Below are 21,064 nucleotides of genomic sequence, written 5' to 3' on the forward strand. Positions count from 1 at the left end.
CTTTCACACCACCCACGCTACGAAAGAGTCTTTTTCATGGCCCAGAAAATCAGCCTGACCCGCTACCTCGTCGAGCAGCAGCGCGTCGATGGCCTCATCCCCTCGCAGCTGCGGCTGCTGCTGGAGGTGGTGGCCCGCGCCTGCAAGCACATCAGCCATGCCGTGAACAAGGGCGCGCTGGGCGGCGTGCTCGGCTCGGCCAGCAGCGAGAACGTACAGGGCGAAGTCCAGAAGAAGCTGGACATCATCGCCAACGAAGTACTGATCGAAGCCAACGAATGGGGCGGCCACCTGGCGGCCATGGCCTCCGAAGAGATGGACAGCATCTATGTGGTGCCCAACCGCTACCCGCAGGGTGAATACCTGCTGCTGTTCGACCCCCTGGACGGCTCCTCCAACATCGACGTGAACGTCAGCATCGGCACCATCTTCAGCGTGCTGAAGAAACCCGAAGGCCACCCTGGCGTGACCACCGAGGACTTCCTGCAGGCCGGCACCAAGCAGGTGGCCGCGGGCTACTGCATCTACGGCCCGCAAACCACGCTGGTGCTGACCGTGGGCGACGGTGTGGCCATGTTTACGCTGGACCGCGAGCAAGGCTCCTTCGTGCTGGTCGAAGAGAACGTGAAGATCCCTGCCGACACCAAGGAATTCGCGATCAACATGAGCAACATGCGCCACTGGGACACCCCGGTCAAGCGCTATATCGACGAATGCCTGGAGGGCACCGACGGCCCGCGCGGCAAGGACTTCAACATGCGCTGGATCGCCAGCATGGTGGCCGATGTGCACCGCATCCTGACGCGCGGTGGCGTGTTCCTCTACCCCTGGGACAAGCGCGAGCCCAACAAGCCCGGCAAGCTGCGCCTGATGTACGAAGCCAACCCCATGAGCTGGTTGATCGAGCAGGCCGGCGGTGCCGCGACCGACGGCCGCCAACGCATCCTCGACATCCAGCCCACCCAGTTGCACCAGCGCGTCAGCGTCATCCTGGGCTCAAAAAATGAAGTGGAACGCGTGACGAGCTACCATTCCGGTATATAATTCAAGTCTTCGCCGGTGTAGCTCAGTCGGTAGAGCAGCTCATTCGTAATGAGAAGGTCGGGTGTTCGATTCATCTCTCCGGCACCAGTCAAAAAAGCCCTGATTCGCAAGAGTCAGGGCTTTTTTCATGGGCGGTTGCGGCCCCTGGGGTGCCTCTGCAGCCACCGGCGCCGCTCTTCGCGCTGCGCACCAACGTGATATCGAATCACGGACTCACACCTCCTACAAATGGTCGTCCTGCATCCGGCTAGACTTCCGGCATCGTCCTTCGGGATGCCGTAGAGGAGTTGGATTCGCATGTTCATCAAGGCTTCCGTTGCGCTGAGCTGCGCGGCATTCGTTTCGTGCGGCGCTTCGGCGTTCGAGCTGGCCAAATATCCGCAGGTATTCAGTGGCCCGCAGGGCCTGGAAGTGGCCCTCGCCCCGAGCCGCGACGGCAAGGAGGCGCTGGTGCGGGTGACCGGCGTGAACCACCCCATCGACGCAGTGGTCCTGCTCACGCAGCGCGAGCAGCGCGGCAACGGGGCGGAAGCCTTCGTCACTCCACTGGATGGCCGCCCCTACACGCTGGTGCAGAAGCAGCGCGGCGCCTACGGCGGCGACCAGACCCTGACCTATCTGCCCGGGCAGCGCGACGGCATCGCGCTGAGCTACGACGAAAAGAAGAGCAAAGCGCTGCAGCCCGCTACCCTGCTGGCCACCTACGAGCAGCAGAACCGCGAGGGTGTGCAGAACCTGCTGGCCCGCTTTGACAAGGACAAGAGCATCGCCCAGGCCAAGGCCGCGCTGCAGCGCAAGGACGAAACCGCCAGCGAATCCTGCGGCAGCCAGGTGAAGACCACGGTGGACTGGTCGTCGATCTCGGAGCAGCAGTTCAAGACCCTGAGCATCGCGGGCTACTGCGGCGAAGTGGCCTCACAACTGGGCTCCATGTGCAACGCCACACCCGCCTTCAAGACCAAGGCGGCCGACCTGGGCCAGATCAGCTGCCGCTTCGGTCCCGAGCTGAAACTGCGCGCCGAAGGCCGGCAACTGCTCTTCACCACGCAGGAAGACGCGCCCAATCAGGGCGAATTCGTGCAGCAGTTCCTGCGCAACCAATAAGCGCCCACCCGGGGCAATCGCGGCTGCCGTCAGTGGCGCGCAGCGGCGCTGGCATGCAGGCAGATGGCAGCGGCGGCACCGACGTTCAGCGACTCCTCCCCTCCCGGCTGCACGATGCGGATGTGCTGTGTGGCCCGCTCCTGCAGCGCGGCGGAAACGCCCTGCCCTTCGTGGCCCATGATCCAGCCGCAGGGCCAGGGCAGCGCCGCCTGGTGCAGATAACTGCCCTGGTGCGAGCTGGTCGCCAGCAGCGGCAGCTCCAGCGTGTCGATGTCGGCCGGCTCCAGCCCTTCGACCAGCCGCAGCGCGAAATGCGCGCCCATGCCGGCCCGCAGCACCTTGGCGCTCCAGAGCGCCGCCGTCCCCTTGAGCGCAGCGATCTGCCCGAAGCCGAAGGCGGAGGCGCTGCGCAGGATGGAGCCCACATTGCCGGCATCCTGCAGCCGGTCCAGCACCACTGTGGAGAGGCCCGCCTGCAAGGCCTGCGCTGGAGGCAGTTCCAGCACAAAGCCCATGCGCGCGGGCGATTCCAGCCCGCTGACATCGGCCCACAGGGCATCGTCTATCACTACGTTTTTTATAGCATTCTGCCCATATTCATGTTGGGCTGCAGGCCAGAAAGACTCCGCGAAGACCGCGATGGCCGGCCGTTGCCCCCGCTCCAGCGCCGCGCGGCAGAGGTGGTCCCCCTCCAGCCAGATGCGGCCCTGCTTGCGGTAGGCCGTGCTGTCCTGCGCCAGGCGCCGCAAATCCTTGACGAAGGCGTTGTCGCGGGAACGGATGGGAATCAGCGGAGCGGTCATGCGATGGAGAGAATCAGTCGAAGAAGCGGGCTGGCATCCGGAAAGGACTGCCGACGGAGCCAAGAGCCAGGTCGGCGGTCAACAGAGTCATGCGTGCGCCGGCTGTGCGCAAGGCGGCTGTGCCGGCGCCTGCGGGGCGATGCGGTCGGCGGAAGCTGCCAGCGTCCGCGCCACGGGCGCGAACGAACGGCGGTGCTCCGCGCAGACGCCATGCGCCCGCAATGCCTCCATGTGCTCGGCCGTGCCATAGCCCTTGTGCGCCGCGAAGCCGTACTGCGGATAGCGTTCGTGGAGCCGCGCGCACCAGCGGTCGCGCTCCACTTTGGCCAGGATTGAGGCCGCCGAAATGGCCTGCACCAGGGCATCGCCCTTGACGATGGCCTCGGCAGGGACGTCCAGCGGCGGGATGCGGTTGCCATCCACCAGCACCAGCACAGGCCGCAGGCGCAGGCCCTGGACGGCACGGCGCATGGCGAGCATGGTGGCCTGCAGGATGTTGATGGCATCGATCTCATCGACGCTGGCCTCAGCTACGCTGCAGCACAGCGCTTTGGCACGGATTTCGTCGTAGAGCGCCTCCCGGCGCGCGGCGGTAAGGACTTTGGAGTCGGCCAACCCGGCGATCGGGTTGAGCTCATCCAGGATGACCGCCGCCGCCACCACGGGCCCTGCCAGCGGGCCGCGGCCCGCCTCATCCACGCCAGCGACGAGGCCCGGCGGGTGCCACGGCAAAGCGCACTGCTCAAGCAGCGGCAAGGATTTTCTGGATCGCATCGGCGGCCAATCGGGGGGTGTCTCGGCGCAGGCTTTCGTGCAGCGCGGTGAAACGCTGCTGCAGCGACCGCAATACGGCGGGCTCCTGAGCCGGCGCATCCAGCCAGCGCTGCAAGGCGGCGGCCAGCGCTTCGGGCGTCGCGGCATCCTGCAACAGTTCTGGCACGACGAAGTCGCGGCACAGGATGTTGGGCAGGCCCACCCAGGGCTGCAGCTGCTTGCGGCGCATCAGGCGCCAGCTGATCGGGTGCATGTGGTAGCCGATGACCATGGGGCGCTTGAAGAGTGCGGCCTCCAGCGTGGCCGTGCCGCTCGCGATCAGGGTGCAGTCGCAGGCGGCCAGCACGGTGTGCGACTGCCCGGCGACGATCTGCACCGCATCAGCCACGCCGCATTCGCGGGCGATGGCCTCAATGCGCGCATGCAGGGCCGGCACGGCTGGCACTACGATCTTGATAGCAGGCCGTGTGCGCAGAAGCTGGGCTGCCGCCTGAAAGAAGGGCTTTGCGATGTAGGCCACCTCGGCCGAGCGGCTGCCCGGCAGCACGGCCAAAACTTCGTCGTGCGCCGCCAGGCCCAGTTGGGCGCGAGCGGCCAGGCGGTCGGGCTCCATCGGGATCACGTTGGCAAGCGGGTGTCCCACGTAGGTCGCGGCGATGCCGTGGCGGGCCAGCAGTTCGGGCTCGAACGGGAAGATGCATAGCACATGGTCGGCGCTGCGGCGGATCTTCTCCACGCGATCGGCCCGCCATGCCCAGATCGACGGGCAGACGAAATGCACCGTCTTCACGCCGCCTTCGCGCAGGGCGGCTTCGAGCCCCAGGTTGAAGTCGGGCGCATCGACTCCGATGAACACATCGGGGCGCGCACCGGGCGCCTGCAGGCGCTGGCGCAGCTGCTTGCGGATCGCCAGAATGCCCAGCAACTTGCGCACCAGCTCGATGCTGTAGCCGTGGACGGCCAGCCGTTCGCTGGGCCACCAGGCTTCGAAGCCTCGCCGCTGCATCTGCGGACCACCGATGCCGTGGGCGGCGAGGCCGGGCCACTTCTCGCGCAGCCCGTCCAGCAGCAGTCCGGCCAGCAGGTCGCCGGATGTCTCCCCGGCCACCATCGCGATACGCGGGGCGGTGTCTTGCATGGCTGCGCGCACCTCGTCAGCGCGCAATGCCGCGCGTCGAGGATGCGATGAAGTCCCGCAGCAGGGCCATGTCGCCCGCGGCTTCCGGGTGCTCTGACGGCAAGGCCTCCAGTGCCTTCAGGGCGGCGTCGAGTGTCAGACCTTGGCGGTACAGCAAGCGGTGCGCCTGCTTGATCGCTACGATGCGCTCAGGCGAGAAGCCGCGCCGGCGCAAGCCCTCCACGTTGAGCCCCCGCACGGCAAGCGGATTGCCGTCCACCATCATGAAGGGCGGCACGTCCTGCGAGATATGGCTGGCGAAGCCGGCCATCACATGGGCGCCGACATGGGTGAACTGGTGGATGCCTGTGAGGCCTCCAATGATGGCGTGGTCGCCCACGGTCACGTGGCCGGCAAGCGTCGCGTTGTTGGCCAGCACCGTGTGGTTGCCCACCACACAGTCGTGCGCGATATGCACGTAGGCCATGATCCAGTTGTCGTCGCCGACGGCGGTCACCGAACGGTCCTGCGTCGTGCCGGTGTTGAACGTGCAGAACTCGCGGATGGTGTTGCGATCGCCGATGACCAGTTCCGTGGGCTCGCCAGCGTATTTCTTGTCCTGCGGTGCCGCACCCAGCGAGGCGAACTGGAAGATCCGGTTATCGCGCCCGATGGTCGTGCGGCCTTCGATCACGCAATGCGGGCCCACCGAGGTCCCCGCCGCGATCGAGACGTGCGGCCCGACGACCGCATACGGCCCGATGCTTACGGACTCATCGATGCACGCCGCCGGATCGACGATGGCTGTGGAATGGATGTTGCTCACGTACGCGTCGCCTCAGCACGTCAGACGACGGAACGCATCGTGCACATGATCTCAGCTTCGCAAGCCACGCTGTCGCCCACGCGGGCCACGCCCTTGAACTTGTAGATGCCGCCCTTGATACGGTCGAGATCGACATCCAGCAGAAGCTGGTCGCCGGGCTCCACGGGCCGCTTGAATCGCGCGCCGTCGATGCCGACGAAGTAGAACACCTTGTCGTCGCCGGGCGCCTCGCCCATCATGTCGAACGACAGCAGGCCGGCCGCCTGGGCCAGCGCTTCAAGGATCAGCACGCCAGGCATGACCGGGCGCGCTGGGAAATGCCCCGTGAAGAAGGGCTCGTTGATGGTCACGTTCTTGAGCGCACGAATGCGCTTGCCCCGTTCGAGCTCGACCACCCGGTCCACCAGAAGAAACGGATAACGGTGGGGCAGGAGCTTGAGAATTTGGTGAATGTCCATCATTGCTGGAACGGCCTAGCCGTCCTTTCGAGTTTGTTTTTCCAGGGCCTTGATACGTTCGCGCAGCGAGTGCAAATTGCGAAGCGTGGCCGCGTTCTTTTCCCACTTGGCATTTTCGTCCATCGGGTACACGCCGGTGTAATGGCCGGGCCGTGTGAGCGAATGGGTGACCACCGTATTGGTGGACACATGCACGTGGTCGGCCAGTTCCAGGTGTCCCAGGATCGAGGCCGCCCCGCCAATCGTGCAATACGCGCCGATGGTCGTGCTGCCCGCCACACCCGAACACCCGGCCATGGCCGTATGCCGCCCGATGCGCACGTTGTGCGCGATCTGGATCAGGTTGTCGAGCTTGACGCCCTCTTCGATCACCGTGTCTTCCAGCGCACCGCGGTCGATGCAGGTGTTGGCGCCGATTTCCACATCGTCGCCGATGCGCACCGCCCCCAGCTGCTCGATCTTGACCCACTGGCCGCGCTGCGGGGCAAACCCGAAGCCATCCGCGCCGATCACGACACCGGGATGGATCAGGCAGCGCTCACCGATGTGGCAGCCCTCGCCCACCGTCACCCGCGACTTCAGCACCGTCTGCGCACCAATGATCGCACCGCGCTCGACCACGCACAGCGGGCCGATGGTGGCGGAAGGATGCACCTCGGCCGCTTCGTCCACCACCGCGGAGGGATGGATACCCCCCTCCTGCTGCAGCGGCTGGGCGTGAGCACGCTTCCAGAGCTGTGTCACCCGGGCGAAATACACGTAGGGCTCGTCGGTCACGATGCACGCGCCGCGCGACAAGGCAGCTTCCCGCATGGCAGGAGCCACAATGACACAGGCCGCCCGGGAGGCGGCCAGTTGCGGCTGGTATCGCGGGTTGTTCAGGAAAGAGAGATCGCCCGGCCCCGCAGAGTCGAGCGGCGCGATACGCAGGATTTCCACCCCGCGATCGGCTGCTTCCAGTGTCCCGCCCAGCGCATCGACGATGCTTCCAAGCGTCAGGCTCACGGGCGGAAACCCGCCCGGCAGGCCGAGTTACTTGGTCGCAGCACCATTGCCAGTCGAAGAGGCATTCAGAGCCTTGATCACCTTGTCGGTGATGTCGAACTTGGGGTTGATGTACACGGCCTCTTGCAGAATCACGTCGTACTTTTCGGCTTCCGCAACCTGCTTGACCACGCGGTTGGCGCGCTCCAGCACCTGGCTGAGTTCCTCGTTCTTGCGCGAGCTCAGGTCTTCCTGGAACTCGCGGCGCTTGCGCTGGAAGTCGCGGTCCTGATCAACCAGCTGGCGCTGGCGAGCGGTACGCTGGCTCTCGGCCATCGTGGGCGCATCGCGCTCGAACTTCTCGGTCGCGGCCTTCAGCGCGTTGCCTTGATCAACGAGGTCCTTTTCGCGGCGGGAGAACTCCTGCTCGAGCTTGGTCTGTGCCGCCTTGGCGGTATTGGCCTCGCGGAAGATACGGTCGGTGTTCACGAACCCGGCCTTGAAATCGTCGGCATGGGCTGGCACTGCAGCGGACAGCGTGCCCAGCAGAAGGACCAGAGGAATATGGCGGGAAAGAGATTTCATTAGAAAGACGTTCCGATCTGGAATTGCAGTTTCTGGATTCTATCGCCGGCGAACTTGCGCACCGGCTGTGCATAGGCGAGGCGCAGCGGACCAAGCGGAGAGATCCAGCTCAGACCCAGGCCAGTGGAGACCCGCATCTGGCCGAAATCCACCTTGTCGTTTTCGCCGTAGACGTTGCCCGCATCCACGAAGGTGAAGACGCGCAGCGTCCGGTCGTTGCCCGCGCCGGGGAATGGTGCGATGAACTCGGCGTTCAAGGTGACCTTCTTGGGGCCGCCCAGAGAGGCGCCAGTCACGTCGCGCGGGCCCAGCGTGCCCTGGTCGAAACCACGCACGGAGCCCAGGCCGCCGGAATAATAGTTCTTGAACACGGGGAACGGGCGGCCGTTCAGGCCGGAACCCCAGCCCAGTTCGCCATTCAGCGCGATAGTGAACTTCTTGTTCAACGGCAGGTACTGCTGCACCTGGTAGTTGGCGCGGACGTAGCGGGCATCTCCCGCCACCGACCAGTCGGAGTTCAAGCGCTGATAGCGGCCCGAATTGGGTGCCAGGGCACTGTCGCGGTCGTCGCGCGACCAGCCGACGGTGAGCGGCACGGCGTAACTGGTGGCGCCGTAAGTGTCCGAATAGGCCAGGTAGGCGGCTGGAATGTTGGTGCCAGCCTTGATCTCGGTCCGCTCCAAACCGCCGCCGAAGAACACGGTGTCGGTCTCGCTGAATGGGATACCGAAACGCACGCTCGTACCCGCCGTCACCAGCTTGTAGTTGCCACCCTGGTCTTCATAGGGCTTGTCGGTTCGGTAGTACAGATCCAGGGTGCGCGAGACACCATCCTTGGTGAAGTAAGGGTCGGTGGTGCTGAAAACCAGGGTCCGGCGGTACTTGCTGGTGTTGACATCCACGCCCAGGTAATTGCCGGAGCCGAAGACGTTTTCCTGCTTGATGCTGAACGACAGCGAAATCTTCTCGGCGCTGGAAAAGCCTGCGCCCAGTTGCAGGGAGCCCGTGGGCTTCTCGGCCACGTTGATCACCAGATCGACCTGATCAGGTGCGCCGGGCACTTCCTGCGTTTCGACGTTCACTTCGGTGAAATAGCCAAGCCGGTCCACCCGGTCGCGCGAGAGCTTGATCTTGTCGCCGTCATACCAGGAGGCCTCGTACTGGCGGAACTCTCGGCGGATCACTTCGTCGCGAGTACGGTTGTTGCCGCTCACGTTGATGCGGCGCACATAGGCGCGACGTGACGGCTCGGCCCGTACCACCAGGGCCACGCGGTTATTCTCACGGTCGATCTCGGGGACTGCTTCGACACGCGCGAACGCAAAGCCGAAGTTGGCGAAGTGGTCTGTGAAGGCCTTCGTGGTTTCAGCCACCGTATCCGCGTTGTAGGGCTCGCCCGGGCGGATGGTGACCAGCGACTTGAACTCGTCGTCGCGGTCCAGGTAGTTGCCTTCCAGCTTGACACCGGAGACCACGTATTTCTGACCCTCGTTCACGTTGATCGTGATGGTGATGTCCTGCTTGTCGGGCGAGATGGCGACCTGCGTGGATTCGATGCGAAATTCGAGGTAGCCACGCGACAGGTAGTACGAGCGCAGGGTTTCGAGGTCAGCATTGAGCTTGGCGCGCGAGTAGCGATCGGACTTGGTGTACCAGCTGAGCCAGCCACCGGTGTCCTGGTCAAACAGTCCCTTGAGCGTGGATTCGCTGAACGCCTTGGCGCCGACGATGCGGATGTCCTTGATCTTCGCAGGTTCGCCTTCAGTCACCGTGAAGGTGAGGTTCACGCGGTTGCGCTCGATGGGCGTGAGCGTGGTGACCACATCGACGCCGTAGAGGCTCTTGTTCAGGTACTGGCGCTTGAGCTCCTGCTCGGCGCGATCGGCCAGGGCCTTGTCGTAAGGCCGGCCTTCGGCCAGGCCCACGTCGCGCATGGCCTTCTTGAGGGTGTCCTTGTCGAACTCCTTGGTGCCGACGAATTCGACATCGGCGATGGTGGGGCGCTCTTCCACGACCACCACCAGCACGTTGCCGGAAGCCTCCAGGCGCACATCCTTGAACAGGCCCAGGGCGAACAACGCACGGATCGCGGCGGCCCCCTTCTCGTCGTTGTAGTCGTCGCCCACGCGCAATGGCAGCGAGGCGAAGATCGTCCCGGGCTCCACGCGCTGCAGGCCCTCGACGCGGATGTCCTGCACCTTGAAGGGTTCCAGCGCCCAGGCGGCGTTGACGGACAGGATCATGGCGGCCACGGCCACCGCTCTGCGCACGCCCATGCGATTGATGTGTTTTTTCATGAAAAGAAGCTGAAGCCGATGCTGCGTGACAGGTGCGGCAGGAAGTTAGCCAAACAGGCGGGTGACATCGTTGAAAAAGGCAATGGACATCATCAGGAGCAGCACTGCGACACCGCCGCGCTGCAGGCGATCCATCCAGGCTTCCGATACGCCCTTGCCCGTCAAGCCTTCCCAAAGATAATACATCAGGTGCCCCCCATCGAGGACGGGCAGCGGCAGCAGGTTCAGCACGCCCAGGCTGACGCTGATCAGCGCCAGGAAGGCCAGGTACTGGGTCAGTCCCAGGCTGGCGGAGCGACCCGCGTAATCGGCGATGGTGAGCGGCCCGCTGAGGTTCTTCAGAGAGGCCTCTCCGATCACCATGCGCCCCATCATCTTGAGCGTGAGCATCGAGACCTCCCAAGTGCGGGTGACGCCCTTCCAGAGCCCTTCGAACGGACCGCTGCGCACGGTAACGAGCTGGGGCGGCGCTCCCACGTAGGCCGCGATGCGGCCGATGGGCACCCCACCGTCCAGATGCACTTCAGGTGTGACCTGCACCGTCATCGACTGGCCGCCGCGTTCGATGCGCCAGCCCTGCTTCAGCGGCTGCGCATCGCGCACGGAGGCCCGGATGAGGTCGCGCAACTGCTGGCCGTCCACCACCGGCACCGAGCCGACCTGCTGCACCACGTCGCCTTCGCGCAGACCGGCCCGCTCGGCCGCGCCGCCGGGCATCACGCCACCCAGCACGGGACGCGTCCAGGGCCCGATGATGCCGATCTTGCGGAACAGTTGTGCATCGGCCTCGCGGCTCCCCAGCTGCGCCAGTTCCAACACATACTGACGAGCAGCCGTGCCCGATGCAGGCTGCACTTCGAGCCGGAGATTGTTGCCATCCAGGGCGCTACGCGTGAGCAGCCAGCGCAGGTCTTCGAAGGAGCGCACGGGCTCGGCCTCATCGCCATCCAGCGCACCGCTCAGCACCAGGTCGCCGCCCTGCAGGCCGGCACGCTCGGCCACGGAGCCGGCCACCGGGCTGGCCAGATAGGCTTTCGGCTCCTGCACGCCCAGCCAGCTGACGGCGGCATAAAGCGCCGTGGCCAGCAGAAGATTGGCCATCGGACCGGCGGCAACGATGGCCGCGCGGGAACGCAGGGGCTGGTTATTGAACGCCAGGTGACGCTCGTCCTCCGGCACGGGCGCCTCGCGCTCGTCGAGCATGCGCACGTAGCCACCCAGCGGAATGGCGCCGATCACGAATTCCGTGGATGAGCCCTTGGGCTGCCAGCGCACCAACGGCTTGCCAAAGCCGATGGAAAAGCGCAGCACCTTGACGCCGCAGGCCACGGCGACGCGGTAGTGGCCGTATTCATGCACTGCGATCAGCAGTCCCAGCGCAACGACGAAAGCCACCAAGGTCAACAGCATGTGAATGTTGTCCAACGAAAGTCAGAGGGACGGAGCCAGCCGCTCGGCCACTAGGCGAGCAGCGCCGCGGGCCTGGGCATCCAGGGCCATCAGGGCTTCGAGCGAATCCGGCTTGGAGGGCACCACCGCCTCCAAAGTTGCAAGGTTGAGCTGATGGATCTGGTCGAAGCGGATGCGACGGCTCAGAAAAGCCTCCACGGCCACCTCGTTGGCGGCGTTCAGCACGGCGGTGGTGCCGGGGACCGAACGCAGCGCCTGCCAGGAAAGGTGCAGGCCGGGGAAGCGGACGGCATCGGCTTCTTCGAAGGTGAGCCCTGCCAGCGCAGCGAAGTCCAGCCGGGCCGCGCCGCTTTCGATTCGTTCGGGCCAGGCCAGGCCGCAGGCGATGGGCACACGCATGTCGGGCGTCCCCAGCTGGGCGATGATGGATGCATCGACGAACTGCACCATCGAGTGGATGATCTGCTGCGGATGGATGACGACCTTGATCTGCTCGGGCGCCAGATCAAAGAGCCATCGCGCCTCGATCACTTCGAGGGCCTTGTTCATCATGGTGGCCGAATCGACCGAGATCTTGCGCCCCATCGAGAAATTGGGGTGTGCGCATGCCTCTTCGGGCGTGACACCTCGCAGCGTGCCCGGCTCTCGCGCTCGGAACGGGCCGCCGGAGGCAGTCAACAGCACGTGGTCGATACGGCGCGCCCAGGTGGATGCGTCTTCCGGAAGACTCTGGAAGATGGCCGAATGCTCGCTGTCGATGGGCAGCAAGGTGGCGCCGCCGGCCTTAACTGCGGACATGAACACCTCGCCGCCCACCACCAGCGCTTCCTTGTTGGCCAGCAGCAGGCGCTTGCCCGCGCGCGCGGCGGCCAGGCACGGGGCCAGCCCTGCCGCACCCACGATCGCCGCCATGACGAGATCGACCTCGGCATGGGATGCTATCGTTTCAAGAGCATCAGGCGCTTGAATCACCTGCGTGGACAGCCCATTGGCCTGCAACTTGTCGGCCAGCAGGCGGGCGTGCTCGGCGCTGGCCATCACGGCAAAGCGGGGCTGGTAGCGCGCGCACTGCGCCAGCATCTGCTCCACCTGCGTGGCAGCGCTCAGGGCGAAGACTTCGTAGCGGTCCGGGTGCCGGGCCACCACGTCGAGCGTACTGGTACCGATGGAGCCCGTCGATCCCAGAACGGTGAGGCGTTGTTTCATGCAAAAGCAAAGTGAGAAAGCATCATGGCCAAAGGCAGCGTGGGCAGCAGCGCATCTACTCGGTCGAGTACGCCGCCGTGACCCGGCAGCAGCGCGCTGCTGTCCTTGACGCCAGCGCTGCGCTTGATGAGCGACTCCACCAGATCACCGACCACACTCATGGCCGCCATGAAAAGTGCGCCGATCAGTAGCATCCACCAGCCGGGCGCGGCCAGGCGGGTATAGAGGCTGGGCACAGCAGCCTGGAAGCGGGCATCGGCCGCCACCCAGGCGAAGGCCAGCACCAGCACGCCGGCCATGCCGCCCCAGGCCCCTTCCCAGCTCTTGCCGGGACTGATGGCGGGCGCGAGCTTGCGCCGCGTGAAGCGCAGGCCGAAGGTGCGGCCGGCGAAATACGCAAAGATGTCGGCCACCCAGACCAACATCAGGATGGACATCAGGAAATTGATGCCCGCCATGCGGGCCTGCACCACCGCCACCCAGGCCATCCAGAGGGCGAGCAGGCCGCCCACGAGGCGCAGGGCACGCGGCACGCGCGGCCAGCCGGCCACGCCGGCATGCAGCAGCCAGGCCGAGCCCAGCACCCATGCCGCGCCGCCGATGGCCCAGAGCCAGGGATGAGGCTGCAACAGCCCGCCCGATGCCCAGGTCAGGCCGCACATCGCCACGCAGACGGCGCCCAGCCCCAAGGCGCCAGCGCCGTGGATGCCATTAAGCCTCGCCCACTCCCAGGCACCGGCGCCCATCAGCGCAAGCACGACCACGGTGAACGGAACGGAAGACGGATAGAACAAGGCCGGCAGCAGAATGGCCAGCAGTACCAAGGCCGTGATGACACGCTGTTTGAGCATGGAAGGCCCTTGAATGTGGGTGAAGAGAAGATCTGTCGGAGGAGCGCTCGAAGGCTCACCCGCCCAGCACGCCGGCCTGCGCATTGGCCCCAACGACCTGCGCGGAAGTCCGCCCGAATCGTCGCTCCCGTTGATTGAAGGCGGCGATCGCCTCGTCCAGCGCCTCTTCATCAAAGTCGGGCCAAAGGCGATCGCTGAAGTACAACTCGGAATAGGCCGCCTGCCAAAGCAGGAAGTTGCTGATGCGCATCTCACCCCCCGTGCGGATGACGAGATCCGGATCCGGCACGTGGGCCAACCCCATGGTCGTGTGCAGGCTGGCTTCGGTGATGGCCTCACCCCGCGCCGCCAGCGTGGCGGCAGCCTGCGCGATGTCCCAGCGCCCACCGTAGTTGAAGCACACGTTCATGATCAGGCGCGTATTGTGGGCCGTGGCGGACTCCGCGGCGCTCAGGCTCTGGCGCACCTTTTCAGACAGCGCTCCCTTATTGCCCACGAAGTGCACGCGCACCCCATCCTTGAGCAGGTGCGGGACTTCGCGCGCGAGCGCACGGCCGGTGAGATCCAGCAAGCCAGAGACCTCGTCGACCGGGCGGTTCCAGTTCTCGGACGAGAAGGCGAACACGGTGAGTACGGCCACGCCGCGATCGACGCAGGCTCGGGCGCAACGGCGCAGCGATTCCACGCCCTGCCGATGCCCGGCGAGACGGGGCAGGAATCGGCGCGTAGCCCAGCGACCGTTGCCGTCCATCACGATCGCGATATGCGCGGGGACGGCGGCCGAAGGTGAAGGCATGGAATCAACGTCCCTACTCAAAGAACGGGCGAATCGCATCGAAGCGGTCGGTCAGACCGCCATGATTTCCTGTTCCTTGGCGGCGACCAGGGAATCGATTTCTGCGATGTGCTTGTCGGTGACCTTCTGGATGTCGGTTTCCGAGCGTTTTTGCTCGTCTTCCGAGGCCAGCTTGTCCTTGACCAGCTTCTTCACGCCTTCGTTGGCGTCGCGGCGCAGGTTGCGCACGGCCACCTTGGCGCTCTCGCCCTCATTGCGCACCAGCTTGGTCATTTCCTTGCGGCGCTCTTCGCTCATGGGGGGCATGGGCACACGGATCAGGTCGCCCATGGACGCCGGGTTCAGGCCCAGGTCGCTTTCGCGGATGGCCTTCTCGATCTTGGCGCCCATCCCCTTTTCCCAGGGCTGGACGCTGATGGTGCGCGAATCGATGAGCGACACGTTGGCCACCTGCGACAGTGGCACGAACGAGCCGTAATACTCGACCTGCACCGAGTCGAGCAGCGCTGGATTGGCGCGGCCGGTGCGAATCTTGGAGAGATTGTTCTTGAAGGCCGAGATGGACTGGTCCATCTTGGCTTCCATGTTCTTCTTGATGTCGGCGATGGTCATGTTGTGTTCCTTGCATGGGCCCGCACGCGCAGTGCGGAGCCGGTCTTCAAGCGTACACCAGCGTGCCTTCGTCTTCACCCATGACGACGCGCTTCAGGGCGCCGTGCTTGACGATGGAGAAGACGCGGATGGGCAGCTTCTGGTCGCGGCACAGCGCGAAAGCCGTCGCATCCAGGATGCCCAGATTGCGGGACATGGCTTCGTCGAACGACAGCTTCGTGTAGCGCGTCGCGGACGGGTCTTTCATCGGGTCGGCCGTATAAACGCCGTCCACCTTGGTCGCCTTGAGAACGACCTCGGCACCGATCTCGGCGCCGCGCAGCGCGGCGGCCGTGTCGGTCGTGAAGAAGGGGTTGCCGGTTCCGGCGGCGAACACCACCACCTTGCCCTCTTCCAGATACTGCAGCGCCTTGGGGCGCACGTAGGGCTCGACCACCTGCTCGATCGCGATGGCGGACATCACGCGGGCCGTGAGGCCTTGCTTGTCCATGGCATCGGCCAGCGCCAGGGCATTCATGACCGTTGCCAGCATGCCCATGTAGTCGGCCGTAGCCCGGTCCATTCCGACCGAGCCGCCTGCCACCCCACGGAAGATGTTGCCCCCGCCGATCACCACCGCCACCTGCACACCCATGCGGGTGACTTCAGCGATCTCTTCGACCATGCGGACGATGGTGGCGCGGTTGATGCCGAAAGCATCGTCCCCCATGAGGGCCTCTCCAGACAACTTGAGCAGAATGCGCTTATGGGCTGGAGCGGCGAGGGTCATGAGGGTTTCTCCGTGAGGCAATGCGGGTTTCTGGAAGGGGGTTGGAACCGGAACGCCGATCAGGCGGCGGACTTGGCGGCAGCGACCTGGGCAGCCACTTCAGCTGCGAAATCGTCCACCTTCTTCTCGATGCCTTCGCCCACGACGTACAGGGTGAAGCCCTTGACCGTGGTGTTGGCAGCCTTGAGCATCTGCGCCACGGTCTGCTTGCCGTCAGCGGCCTTCACGAAGACCTGGTCGGCCAGCGAGACTTCCTTCAGGTACTTCTGAACGGCGCCGTCGATGCGCTTGGCGGTGATTTCCGCGCTTTGCGCAGGCTTGCCGGCAGCGATCAGTTCCTTGTTGGCTTCGTCAGCCTTGCCTTCGGCAACGGCGCGCTCCTTGGCGATCAGCTCGGCAGGCACGTCGGCGCTGGTCAGGGCCACGGGCTTCATGGCGGCGATGTGCATGGCCACGTCCTTGGCAGCGGTTTCATCGCCTTCGAACTCGACGACCACGCCGATGCGCGTGCCGTGCAGGTAGGAAGCCAGCTTGGCGCCCGAGAAGTGCTTGAAGCGGCGGAACGACATGTTCTCGCCGATCTTGCCGATCAGGCCCTTGCGCACTTCTTCCAGCGTGGGGCCGAAGCCGTCCTGGCTGTAGGGCAGCGCGCCCAGGGCTTCCACGTCGGCGGGGTTGTGTTTGGCGACCAGTTCGGCGGCAGCCTTGGCCAGGCCGATGAAGCTGTCGTTCTTGCTGACGAAGTCGGTTTCGCTGTTGACTTCGATCAGGCCACCGGTCGTGCCGTCGATGAAGCTGGCGACCACGCCTTCAGCGGTGATGCGGGCGGCAGCCTTGCCGGCCTTGGTGCCCAGCTTGACGCGCAGCAGCTCTTCGGCCTTGGCCAGGTCGCCGTCGGCTTCAGTCAGGGCCTTCTTGCATTCCATCATCGGGGCATCGGTCTTCGCGCGCAGTTCAGCGACCATGCTTGCGGTAATTGCAGCCATCGATTCTCTCCAGTTTCGTTCGGTTCGTTACAGACTAAAAGGCTAAAAAAAAGGGGGCTCACAAAAGCCCCGCTTTCATTCGCGACGTCGTCGCGCGGCCGGGACCTTAGGCAGCGGTTTCTTCCACTTCCACGAATTCATCCGAGCCTTCCTTCGCCACAGCCTTGACCACGTCGTTCACGGCGTTGGCGCGGCCTTCGATGATGGCGTCGGCGATGCCACGGGCGTACAGCGTCACGGCCTTGGCCGAGTCGTCGTTACCGGGGATCACGTAGTCGATGCCTTCGGGCGAGTGGTTGGAGTCCACCACACCGATCAGCGGGATGCCCAGCTTCTTGGCTTCTGCGATGGCGATCTTGTGGAAGCCGACGTCGATGACGAAGATGGCGTCAGGCAGAGCGTTCATGTCTTGAATACCGCCGATGTCACGCTCGAGCTTCTCGATTTCGCGGGTGAACGTCAGTTGTTCCTTCTTGCTCAGGCTGTCCAGGCCGCCTTCGAGCTGAGCCTTCATGTCCTTCAGGCGCTTGATGGAGGTCTTGACGGTCTTGAAGTTGGTCAGCATGCCGCCCAGCCAGCGCTGGTCCACGAAAGGCACGCCTGCGCGCTGAGCTTCAGTAGCGAGGATTTCGCGAGCTTGGCGCTTCGTGCCGACCATCAGGATCGTGCCGCGGTTGGCAGCCAGTTGCTTGGCGAACTTTTGCGCCTCCTGGAACATCGGGAGCGACTTTTCCAGGTTGATGATGTGGATCTTGTTGCGATGGCCGAAGATGTACGGAGCCATCTTGGGGTTCCAGAAACGGGTTTGGTGACCGAAGTGGACACCGGCTTCCAGCATTTCGCGCATGGTGACGGACATAGGAATACTCCAAAAGGTTAGGTCTAAAATCCAGCCCCGACATTCGCGCCCACGGCCTGCACGGCACATGGAAGAGCGACACCTTGGGAGGACTGGTTTGCGATTCGTCTTGCCTCTGGCAGCAGGCCCCATCGGCCCGCAATCCTCGGCAAAACCCTGAGATTCTAGCACAGCGCCACGGCCCACTCGTCGCGGCGGTCCACGCCAGGCCCACCTGCCCCACTACCAAAACAATAGCTGAAGGCGCCCATAGACAGGCGGCCCGGCGGATAATCGCGTCCCTATGCAGATCGCCATCGTCGGAGCCGGCATCGTCGGCTCCGCCACCGCCCTTGAACTGGCCCGAGACGGCCATTCCGTCACCGTTTTCGAACAACGCAGCGCCGCCGCCGAAGAGTCGAGCTTCGCCACACCCGGCCTGCTGGCCCCTTCCCTGCTCATACCCTGGACCGTGCCCGGCATGGGCGGGCCGCTTTACCGGCAGATGCTCGGCGCAAACGCGACGCTGCGGCTGGCAGGCGGCGGCCGGGCGGCGCTGGCCTGGCTCTGGCGATGGCGGAAAGCCGCCCGCTCCCCTGCGGCGCCCGACCGGCTGGCCGCGCTGGCACGGCTGGGCCAATACAGCCTGGAGCGCACGCGGCAGATCGCCGCCGACATGGAACTCGACCCCGAAAGCAGTCGCGGCACGCTCGTGCTGCTGCGCACCGAGCAGGAAGCGGATTCGCTGATGCAGCCTGCCCTGCAGGTGCTGCGGGATGCGGGCGTCACCGTGAACCTGGTCGATGCCGATACGGCTCGCCTGATCGAGCCCGGCCTGAGCGCCGAGGTCCCGCTGGCCGGAGCGCTCCATGCGCCCGATGGCGAAGCCGGCAACTGCCGCCTGTTTGCCCAGATGCTGCGCCACGCCGCCCAGGAGATGGGAGCACGCTTTCAGTTCCATTCACGCGTGGACGCTATCACGCGTTCTCCCGTCGGGCTGCGGATGGCCGGAGCCGCCGCAGGCGAGCTGCACCGATGGGATGCCGTCGTCGTCTGCGCAGGCATGGCGAGCGCCAGGCTGCTGCACCCCTTGGGCGTGCCACTGCCCATGCGAGGAGTGCATGGCTATTCGATCAGCGCACCGCTGCGCGATGAATACCACGCGCCGCAGGGTGCCGTGATCGACCCGCTGCACCGCGTGACCATCACGCGCCAGGGCCAGCGCGTCCGCGTATCCGGGGGGGCCGAGCTGGGCCGCCACGGCGCCATCCACCACGAGCCGACGCTGCAGCGGCTCTACCACACGCTATCGGGCTGGTTTCCGGGCGGAACCCAACTCTCATCGCCCCAGGTGCAGGTCTGGCGCGGCGCTCGGCCGACGCTGCCTGACGGAGCGCCGGTGCTCGGCCCCAGCGGCGTGCCGGGCGTGTGGATGAACGCGGGTCACGGCGCAGCCGGCTGGGCTCAAGCCTGCGGCAGCGCCCGCGTGCTGGCAGACCTTCTGGCGCAGCGCGCGCCGGCCGTCGACGTGCAGGCGCTGGCGCTGCGCCGCTTCTGACCGATTCGCAAAGCATCCGACAGGCATCAGCGGCCGCACGCGCCACAATGGCCGCATGCTCCAGCGCCTTGCCTTCGACCGCCCCCATCCGCTGCACGACACGGCCGCTACCAGGCGCCTGGAGGCTGCGGCCATCCGCCTCTCGGCCCCTCATACGCTGATGCAGCGCGCCGGTGCGGCGGTGGCTCGGCTGGCCGAGGCCATTGCCCCGCATGCCGGCACCATCTGGCTGGCCTGCGGGGCCGGCAACAACGGTGGCGACGGGCTGGAAGCCGCGGCCCTCCTGCACCAGGCCGGCCGCCGGGTGGTGGTGAGCTGGACCGGCCGGCCCGACACCGCGCCGGCTGACGCTCTCGCCTCCTGGCAGCGCGCCCGCGATGCCGGGGTGTTGTTCCAGGAAGACGCCCCCTCCGACCTCGGCCCGTACGACCTTTGCATCGACGCACTGCTGGGCATCGGTCTCTGCGCCAGCCGGCAGGGCCGCGCGCCCCAGGCCGATCTCCTGCACTTGCTGCGCCGGCTGCGCACGAGTACGGCGCCCGTGCTGTGCGTGGATGTGCCCTCCGGCCTGATCGCGGACACGGGCCAGTTCGCGCCCGGACTGGCGCCTGATGCCGCCCACAGGCCGCCCGCATCACCCCGGCAGACGCTGTCGCTGCTCACGCTGCACCCCGGCCTTTTCACCGGCCTGGGCCGCGACGAGGCGGGCACGGTCTGGTTCGACGATCTGGGAGCCGCCTCGCTGCAGGAGCCTCCCGCCGCCTGGCTTTCCGCACCGGCCAGGCCCCGCACCCGCGCCCATGCCAGCCACAAGGGCAGCCACGGCGATGTGGCCGTGATCGGGGGCGAAGGGCTTTCGGCGCGCGGCATGGGCATGACGGGCGCCGCCCTGCTCGCCGCATCGGCGGCGCTGCACGGTGGCGCGGGCCGGGTCATGCTCAGCCTGCTGGATGGCGGGGTCCTGCAGGCCGATCTGTTGCAGCCCGAATGCATGCTGCGCCGGTTCGATGCACTGGTGCTGGAGCAAGCCACCGTCGTATGCGGCTGCGGCGGCGGCCATGCCGTGCGCGCCGTGCTGCCCGAGGTGCTGCGGCGATCGCTGCGGCTGGTGCTGGATGCCGATGCGCTCAACGCGGTGGCCGAAGACCCGGCGCTGCAAGATCAGCTCTGCCGCCGAGCCGATGGGATAGGTAGCGGAGCCACCGTCATCACACCCCATCCGCTGGAAGCGGCGCGCCTGCTGAACTCGGACACCGGCAGCGTCCAGGCCGACCGCCTGCAGGCCGCCCAAGAACTGGCCAGCCGCTATCGCTGCGCCGTGGTGCTCAAGGGATCGGGCAGCGTGGTGGCGTCGCCTGGACAGGAGCCCCGCATCAACCCCACGGGTAATGGGCAGCTGGCGACGGGCGGCACCGGGGACGTGCTGGCCGGCCTGCTCGGCGCCGTGCTGGCCGCCATGCCCGAAGGCACGGCCGATGCGGCCTTCAACGCGGCGCTGCGCGCCTGCTGGAGGCACGGCGAAGCGGCGGACGCCTGGCCGGCCTCGCAGGCGTTGACAGCCTCGGCACTGGCACGCGCCCTGGCACGCTGATGGCCAGGCACGCGGAGCGCTCCTCGCGCGGGCTGGTTTTGCGCGCATTCGCGGCGGCTTCGCAAACAGAAGTAACGGTGGTCATCGCACGTGTCCCAGGCCATTTGTCCGACAACTTTGGGCATGTTTGGGGCGTTTAATTGATACACGCCACAGCGCACTGCAGGCGTCTTCCACACCCTACATCGCAACCCAGGACAACTGCCATGAAACGCCACGTCTCCTCTGGAATCCGCGCGTTCAACGCATTCGGCGCCTTTGCCGTAACCGTCATGCTGGCCGTTGCGGCGACGGCCATGACCCTGGTGCCAGAACAGGCGGTGCAGGCGGCCGATTCGATGGTCAGCCTCCCCAGCCATCTGGACAGCATCCTGCCATCCGACCTGATCGAATGAGGCGCTGAAACGCGGGGGCTCACTCGAAGCAGGGAGCGCGTCTGCGACGGCTCCAACGCA

The 21,064-nt window shown here is 65.8% G+C and carries 21 protein-coding genes and 1 tRNA gene; 6 read left to right on the forward strand and 16 right to left on the reverse strand.

What is annotated here, in order from left to right; genetic code table 11:
- Positions 1–36: 36 nt before the first annotated feature.
- From AC3A84_RS08860 to AC3A84_RS08870, 3 genes are all read left to right on the forward strand, one after another.
- On the forward strand, positions 37–1,044 hold the full coding sequence (locus tag AC3A84_RS08860) for a class 1 fructose-bisphosphatase (RefSeq protein ID WP_487969219.1): 1,008 nt from the start codon (positions 37–39) through the stop codon (positions 1,042–1,044).
- An 11-nt stretch (positions 1,045–1,055) separates the two neighbouring features.
- Positions 1,056–1,131: transfer RNA gene (locus AC3A84_RS08865), tRNA-Thr, on the forward strand.
- A gap of 210 nt (positions 1,132–1,341) precedes the next feature.
- Positions 1,342–2,148, forward strand: a complete 807-nt coding sequence (locus AC3A84_RS08870; RefSeq protein WP_487969220.1) for a hypothetical protein — start codon at positions 1,342–1,344, stop codon at positions 2,146–2,148.
- Positions 2,149–2,177: 29 nt separating this feature from the next.
- Here AC3A84_RS08870 and AC3A84_RS08875 read toward each other — a convergent pair whose 3' ends face one another.
- The 16 genes from AC3A84_RS08875 to rpsB form a co-directional block, all read right to left on the reverse strand.
- Complete coding sequence (locus tag AC3A84_RS08875; RefSeq protein ID WP_487969221.1) at positions 2,178–2,951, reverse strand: TrmH family RNA methyltransferase; 774 nt, start codon at positions 2,949–2,951, stop codon at positions 2,178–2,180.
- A gap of 87 nt (positions 2,952–3,038) precedes the next feature.
- A complete protein-coding gene (rnhB, locus tag AC3A84_RS08880; RefSeq protein ID WP_487969222.1) occupies positions 3,039–3,725 on the reverse strand; it encodes a ribonuclease HII in 687 nt (228 codons plus the stop codon).
- Positions 3,694–4,863, reverse strand: a complete 1,170-nt coding sequence (gene lpxB / locus AC3A84_RS08885; protein ID WP_487969223.1) for a lipid-A-disaccharide synthase — start codon at positions 4,861–4,863, stop codon at positions 3,694–3,696. The genes rnhB and lpxB overlap by 32 nt, the downstream gene beginning before the upstream one ends.
- A 16-nt stretch (positions 4,864–4,879) precedes the next feature.
- Entirely contained in the window at positions 4,880–5,668 is a 789-nt protein-coding gene (lpxA, locus tag AC3A84_RS08890) for an acyl-ACP--UDP-N-acetylglucosamine O-acyltransferase (RefSeq protein ID WP_487969224.1), read from the reverse strand.
- 20 nt (positions 5,669–5,688) lie between these two features.
- Complete coding sequence (gene fabZ / locus AC3A84_RS08895) at positions 5,689–6,129, reverse strand: 3-hydroxyacyl-ACP dehydratase FabZ (protein WP_092940152.1); 441 nt, start codon at positions 6,127–6,129, stop codon at positions 5,689–5,691.
- Positions 6,130–6,141: 12 nt separating this feature from the next.
- Entirely contained in the window at positions 6,142–7,131 is a 990-nt protein-coding gene (lpxD, locus tag AC3A84_RS08900) for a UDP-3-O-(3-hydroxymyristoyl)glucosamine N-acyltransferase (RefSeq protein ID WP_487969225.1), read from the reverse strand.
- A gap of 27 nt (positions 7,132–7,158) precedes the next feature.
- Positions 7,159–7,695 (reverse strand): OmpH/Skp family outer membrane protein, encoded by a 537-nt coding sequence (locus tag AC3A84_RS08905; RefSeq protein WP_487969226.1) that lies wholly within the window; start codon positions 7,693–7,695, stop codon positions 7,159–7,161.
- A complete protein-coding gene (gene bamA, locus AC3A84_RS08910) occupies positions 7,695–9,992 on the reverse strand; it encodes an outer membrane protein assembly factor BamA (RefSeq protein ID WP_487969227.1) in 2,298 nt (765 codons plus the stop codon). Before bamA ends, AC3A84_RS08905 begins: the two co-directional genes overlap by 1 nt.
- A gap of 45 nt (positions 9,993–10,037) precedes the next feature.
- Positions 10,038–11,402, reverse strand: coding sequence for an RIP metalloprotease RseP (rseP, locus tag AC3A84_RS08915; RefSeq protein WP_487969228.1), 1,365 nt, complete (start codon positions 11,400–11,402; stop codon positions 10,038–10,040).
- A 21-nt stretch (positions 11,403–11,423) separates the two neighbouring features.
- A complete protein-coding gene (gene ispC, locus AC3A84_RS08920) occupies positions 11,424–12,608 on the reverse strand; it encodes a 1-deoxy-D-xylulose-5-phosphate reductoisomerase (RefSeq protein ID WP_487969229.1) in 1,185 nt (394 codons plus the stop codon).
- Complete coding sequence (locus tag AC3A84_RS08925; RefSeq protein ID WP_487969230.1) at positions 12,605–13,459, reverse strand: phosphatidate cytidylyltransferase; 855 nt, start codon at positions 13,457–13,459, stop codon at positions 12,605–12,607. The genes ispC and AC3A84_RS08925 overlap by 4 nt, the downstream gene beginning before the upstream one ends.
- 55 nt (positions 13,460–13,514) lie before the next feature.
- Positions 13,515–14,255 carry a polyprenyl diphosphate synthase gene (uppS, locus tag AC3A84_RS08930; RefSeq protein WP_487969231.1) on the reverse strand — a complete coding sequence of 247 codons (741 nt, stop codon included), beginning with the start codon at positions 14,253–14,255 and terminating at the stop codon, positions 13,515–13,517.
- Between the two features lie 51 nt (positions 14,256–14,306).
- The gene (frr, locus tag AC3A84_RS08935) at positions 14,307–14,867 is read right to left on the reverse strand and encodes a ribosome recycling factor (protein ID WP_487969232.1); all 561 of its coding nucleotides are present in this window, start codon (positions 14,865–14,867) and stop codon (positions 14,307–14,309) included.
- A 46-nt stretch (positions 14,868–14,913) separates the two neighbouring features.
- A complete protein-coding gene (gene pyrH, locus AC3A84_RS08940) occupies positions 14,914–15,636 on the reverse strand; it encodes a UMP kinase (protein ID WP_092940143.1) in 723 nt (240 codons plus the stop codon).
- Positions 15,637–15,695: 59 nt separating this feature from the next.
- Positions 15,696–16,622 carry a translation elongation factor Ts gene (tsf, locus tag AC3A84_RS08945; protein ID WP_092940142.1) on the reverse strand — a complete coding sequence of 309 codons (927 nt, stop codon included), beginning with the start codon at positions 16,620–16,622 and terminating at the stop codon, positions 15,696–15,698.
- Between the two features lie 106 nt (positions 16,623–16,728).
- Positions 16,729–17,481, reverse strand: a complete 753-nt coding sequence (gene rpsB / locus AC3A84_RS08950) for a 30S ribosomal protein S2 (protein WP_288508789.1) — start codon at positions 17,479–17,481, stop codon at positions 16,729–16,731.
- A gap of 283 nt (positions 17,482–17,764) precedes the next feature.
- On the opposite strand from rpsB, the gene AC3A84_RS08955 reads away from it, so the two are divergent.
- The 3 genes from AC3A84_RS08955 (at position 17,765) to AC3A84_RS08965 (ending at position 21,004) form a co-directional block, all read left to right on the forward strand.
- Positions 17,765–19,018 (forward strand): FAD-dependent oxidoreductase, encoded by a 1,254-nt coding sequence (locus tag AC3A84_RS08955; protein ID WP_487969233.1) that lies wholly within the window; start codon positions 17,765–17,767, stop codon positions 19,016–19,018.
- Between the two features lie 55 nt (positions 19,019–19,073).
- Positions 19,074–20,609 (forward strand): NAD(P)H-hydrate dehydratase, encoded by a 1,536-nt coding sequence (locus AC3A84_RS08960; protein WP_487969234.1) that lies wholly within the window; start codon positions 19,074–19,076, stop codon positions 20,607–20,609.
- Positions 20,610–20,815: 206 nt separating this feature from the next.
- Complete coding sequence (locus tag AC3A84_RS08965) at positions 20,816–21,004, forward strand: hypothetical protein (protein ID WP_487969235.1); 189 nt, start codon at positions 20,816–20,818, stop codon at positions 21,002–21,004.
- The last annotated feature ends 60 nt before the right edge of the window (positions 21,005–21,064 follow it).

The organism is Paracidovorax sp., assembly GCF_057642795.1.

Bases quoted from the DNA above. Each gene is read 5' to 3' on its own strand.
- AC3A84_RS08860 (WP_487969219.1), top strand. From the start codon at position 37: ATGGCCCAGAAAATCAGCCTGACCCGCTACCTCGTCGAGCAGCAGCGC.
- AC3A84_RS08870 (WP_487969220.1), top strand. From the start codon at position 1,342: ATGTTCATCAAGGCTTCCGTTGCGCTGAGCTGCGCGGCATTCGTTTCG.
- AC3A84_RS08875 (WP_487969221.1), bottom strand. From the start codon at position 2,951: ATGACCGCTCCGCTGATTCCCATCCGTTCCCGCGACAACGCCTTCGTC.
- rnhB (WP_487969222.1), bottom strand. From the start codon at position 3,725: ATGCGATCCAGAAAATCCTTGCCGCTGCTTGAGCAGTGCGCTTTGCCG.
- lpxB (WP_487969223.1), bottom strand. From the start codon at position 4,863: ATGCAAGACACCGCCCCGCGTATCGCGATGGTGGCCGGGGAGACATCC.
- fabZ (WP_092940152.1), bottom strand. From the start codon at position 6,129: ATGATGGACATTCACCAAATTCTCAAGCTCCTGCCCCACCGTTATCCG.
- AC3A84_RS08905 (WP_487969226.1), bottom strand. From the start codon at position 7,695: ATGAAATCTCTTTCCCGCCATATTCCTCTGGTCCTTCTGCTGGGCACG.
- bamA (WP_487969227.1), bottom strand. From the start codon at position 9,992: ATGAAAAAACACATCAATCGCATGGGCGTGCGCAGAGCGGTGGCCGTG.
- rseP (WP_487969228.1), bottom strand. From the start codon at position 11,402: ATGCTGTTGACCTTGGTGGCTTTCGTCGTTGCGCTGGGACTGCTGATC.
- ispC (WP_487969229.1), bottom strand. From the start codon at position 12,608: ATGAAACAACGCCTCACCGTTCTGGGATCGACGGGCTCCATCGGTACC.
- AC3A84_RS08925 (WP_487969230.1), bottom strand. From the start codon at position 13,459: ATGCTCAAACAGCGTGTCATCACGGCCTTGGTACTGCTGGCCATTCTG.
- uppS (WP_487969231.1), bottom strand. From the start codon at position 14,255: ATGCCTTCACCTTCGGCCGCCGTCCCCGCGCATATCGCGATCGTGATG.
- frr (WP_487969232.1), bottom strand. From the start codon at position 14,867: ATGACCATCGCCGACATCAAGAAGAACATGGAAGCCAAGATGGACCAG.
- pyrH (WP_092940143.1), bottom strand. From the start codon at position 15,636: ATGACCCTCGCCGCTCCAGCCCATAAGCGCATTCTGCTCAAGTTGTCT.
- tsf (WP_092940142.1), bottom strand. From the start codon at position 16,622: ATGGCTGCAATTACCGCAAGCATGGTCGCTGAACTGCGCGCGAAGACC.
- rpsB (WP_288508789.1), bottom strand. From the start codon at position 17,481: ATGTCCGTCACCATGCGCGAAATGCTGGAAGCCGGTGTCCACTTCGGT.
- AC3A84_RS08955 (WP_487969233.1), top strand. From the start codon at position 17,765: ATGCAGATCGCCATCGTCGGAGCCGGCATCGTCGGCTCCGCCACCGCC.
- AC3A84_RS08960 (WP_487969234.1), top strand. From the start codon at position 19,074: ATGCTCCAGCGCCTTGCCTTCGACCGCCCCCATCCGCTGCACGACACG.
- AC3A84_RS08965 (WP_487969235.1), top strand. From the start codon at position 20,816: ATGAAACGCCACGTCTCCTCTGGAATCCGCGCGTTCAACGCATTCGGC.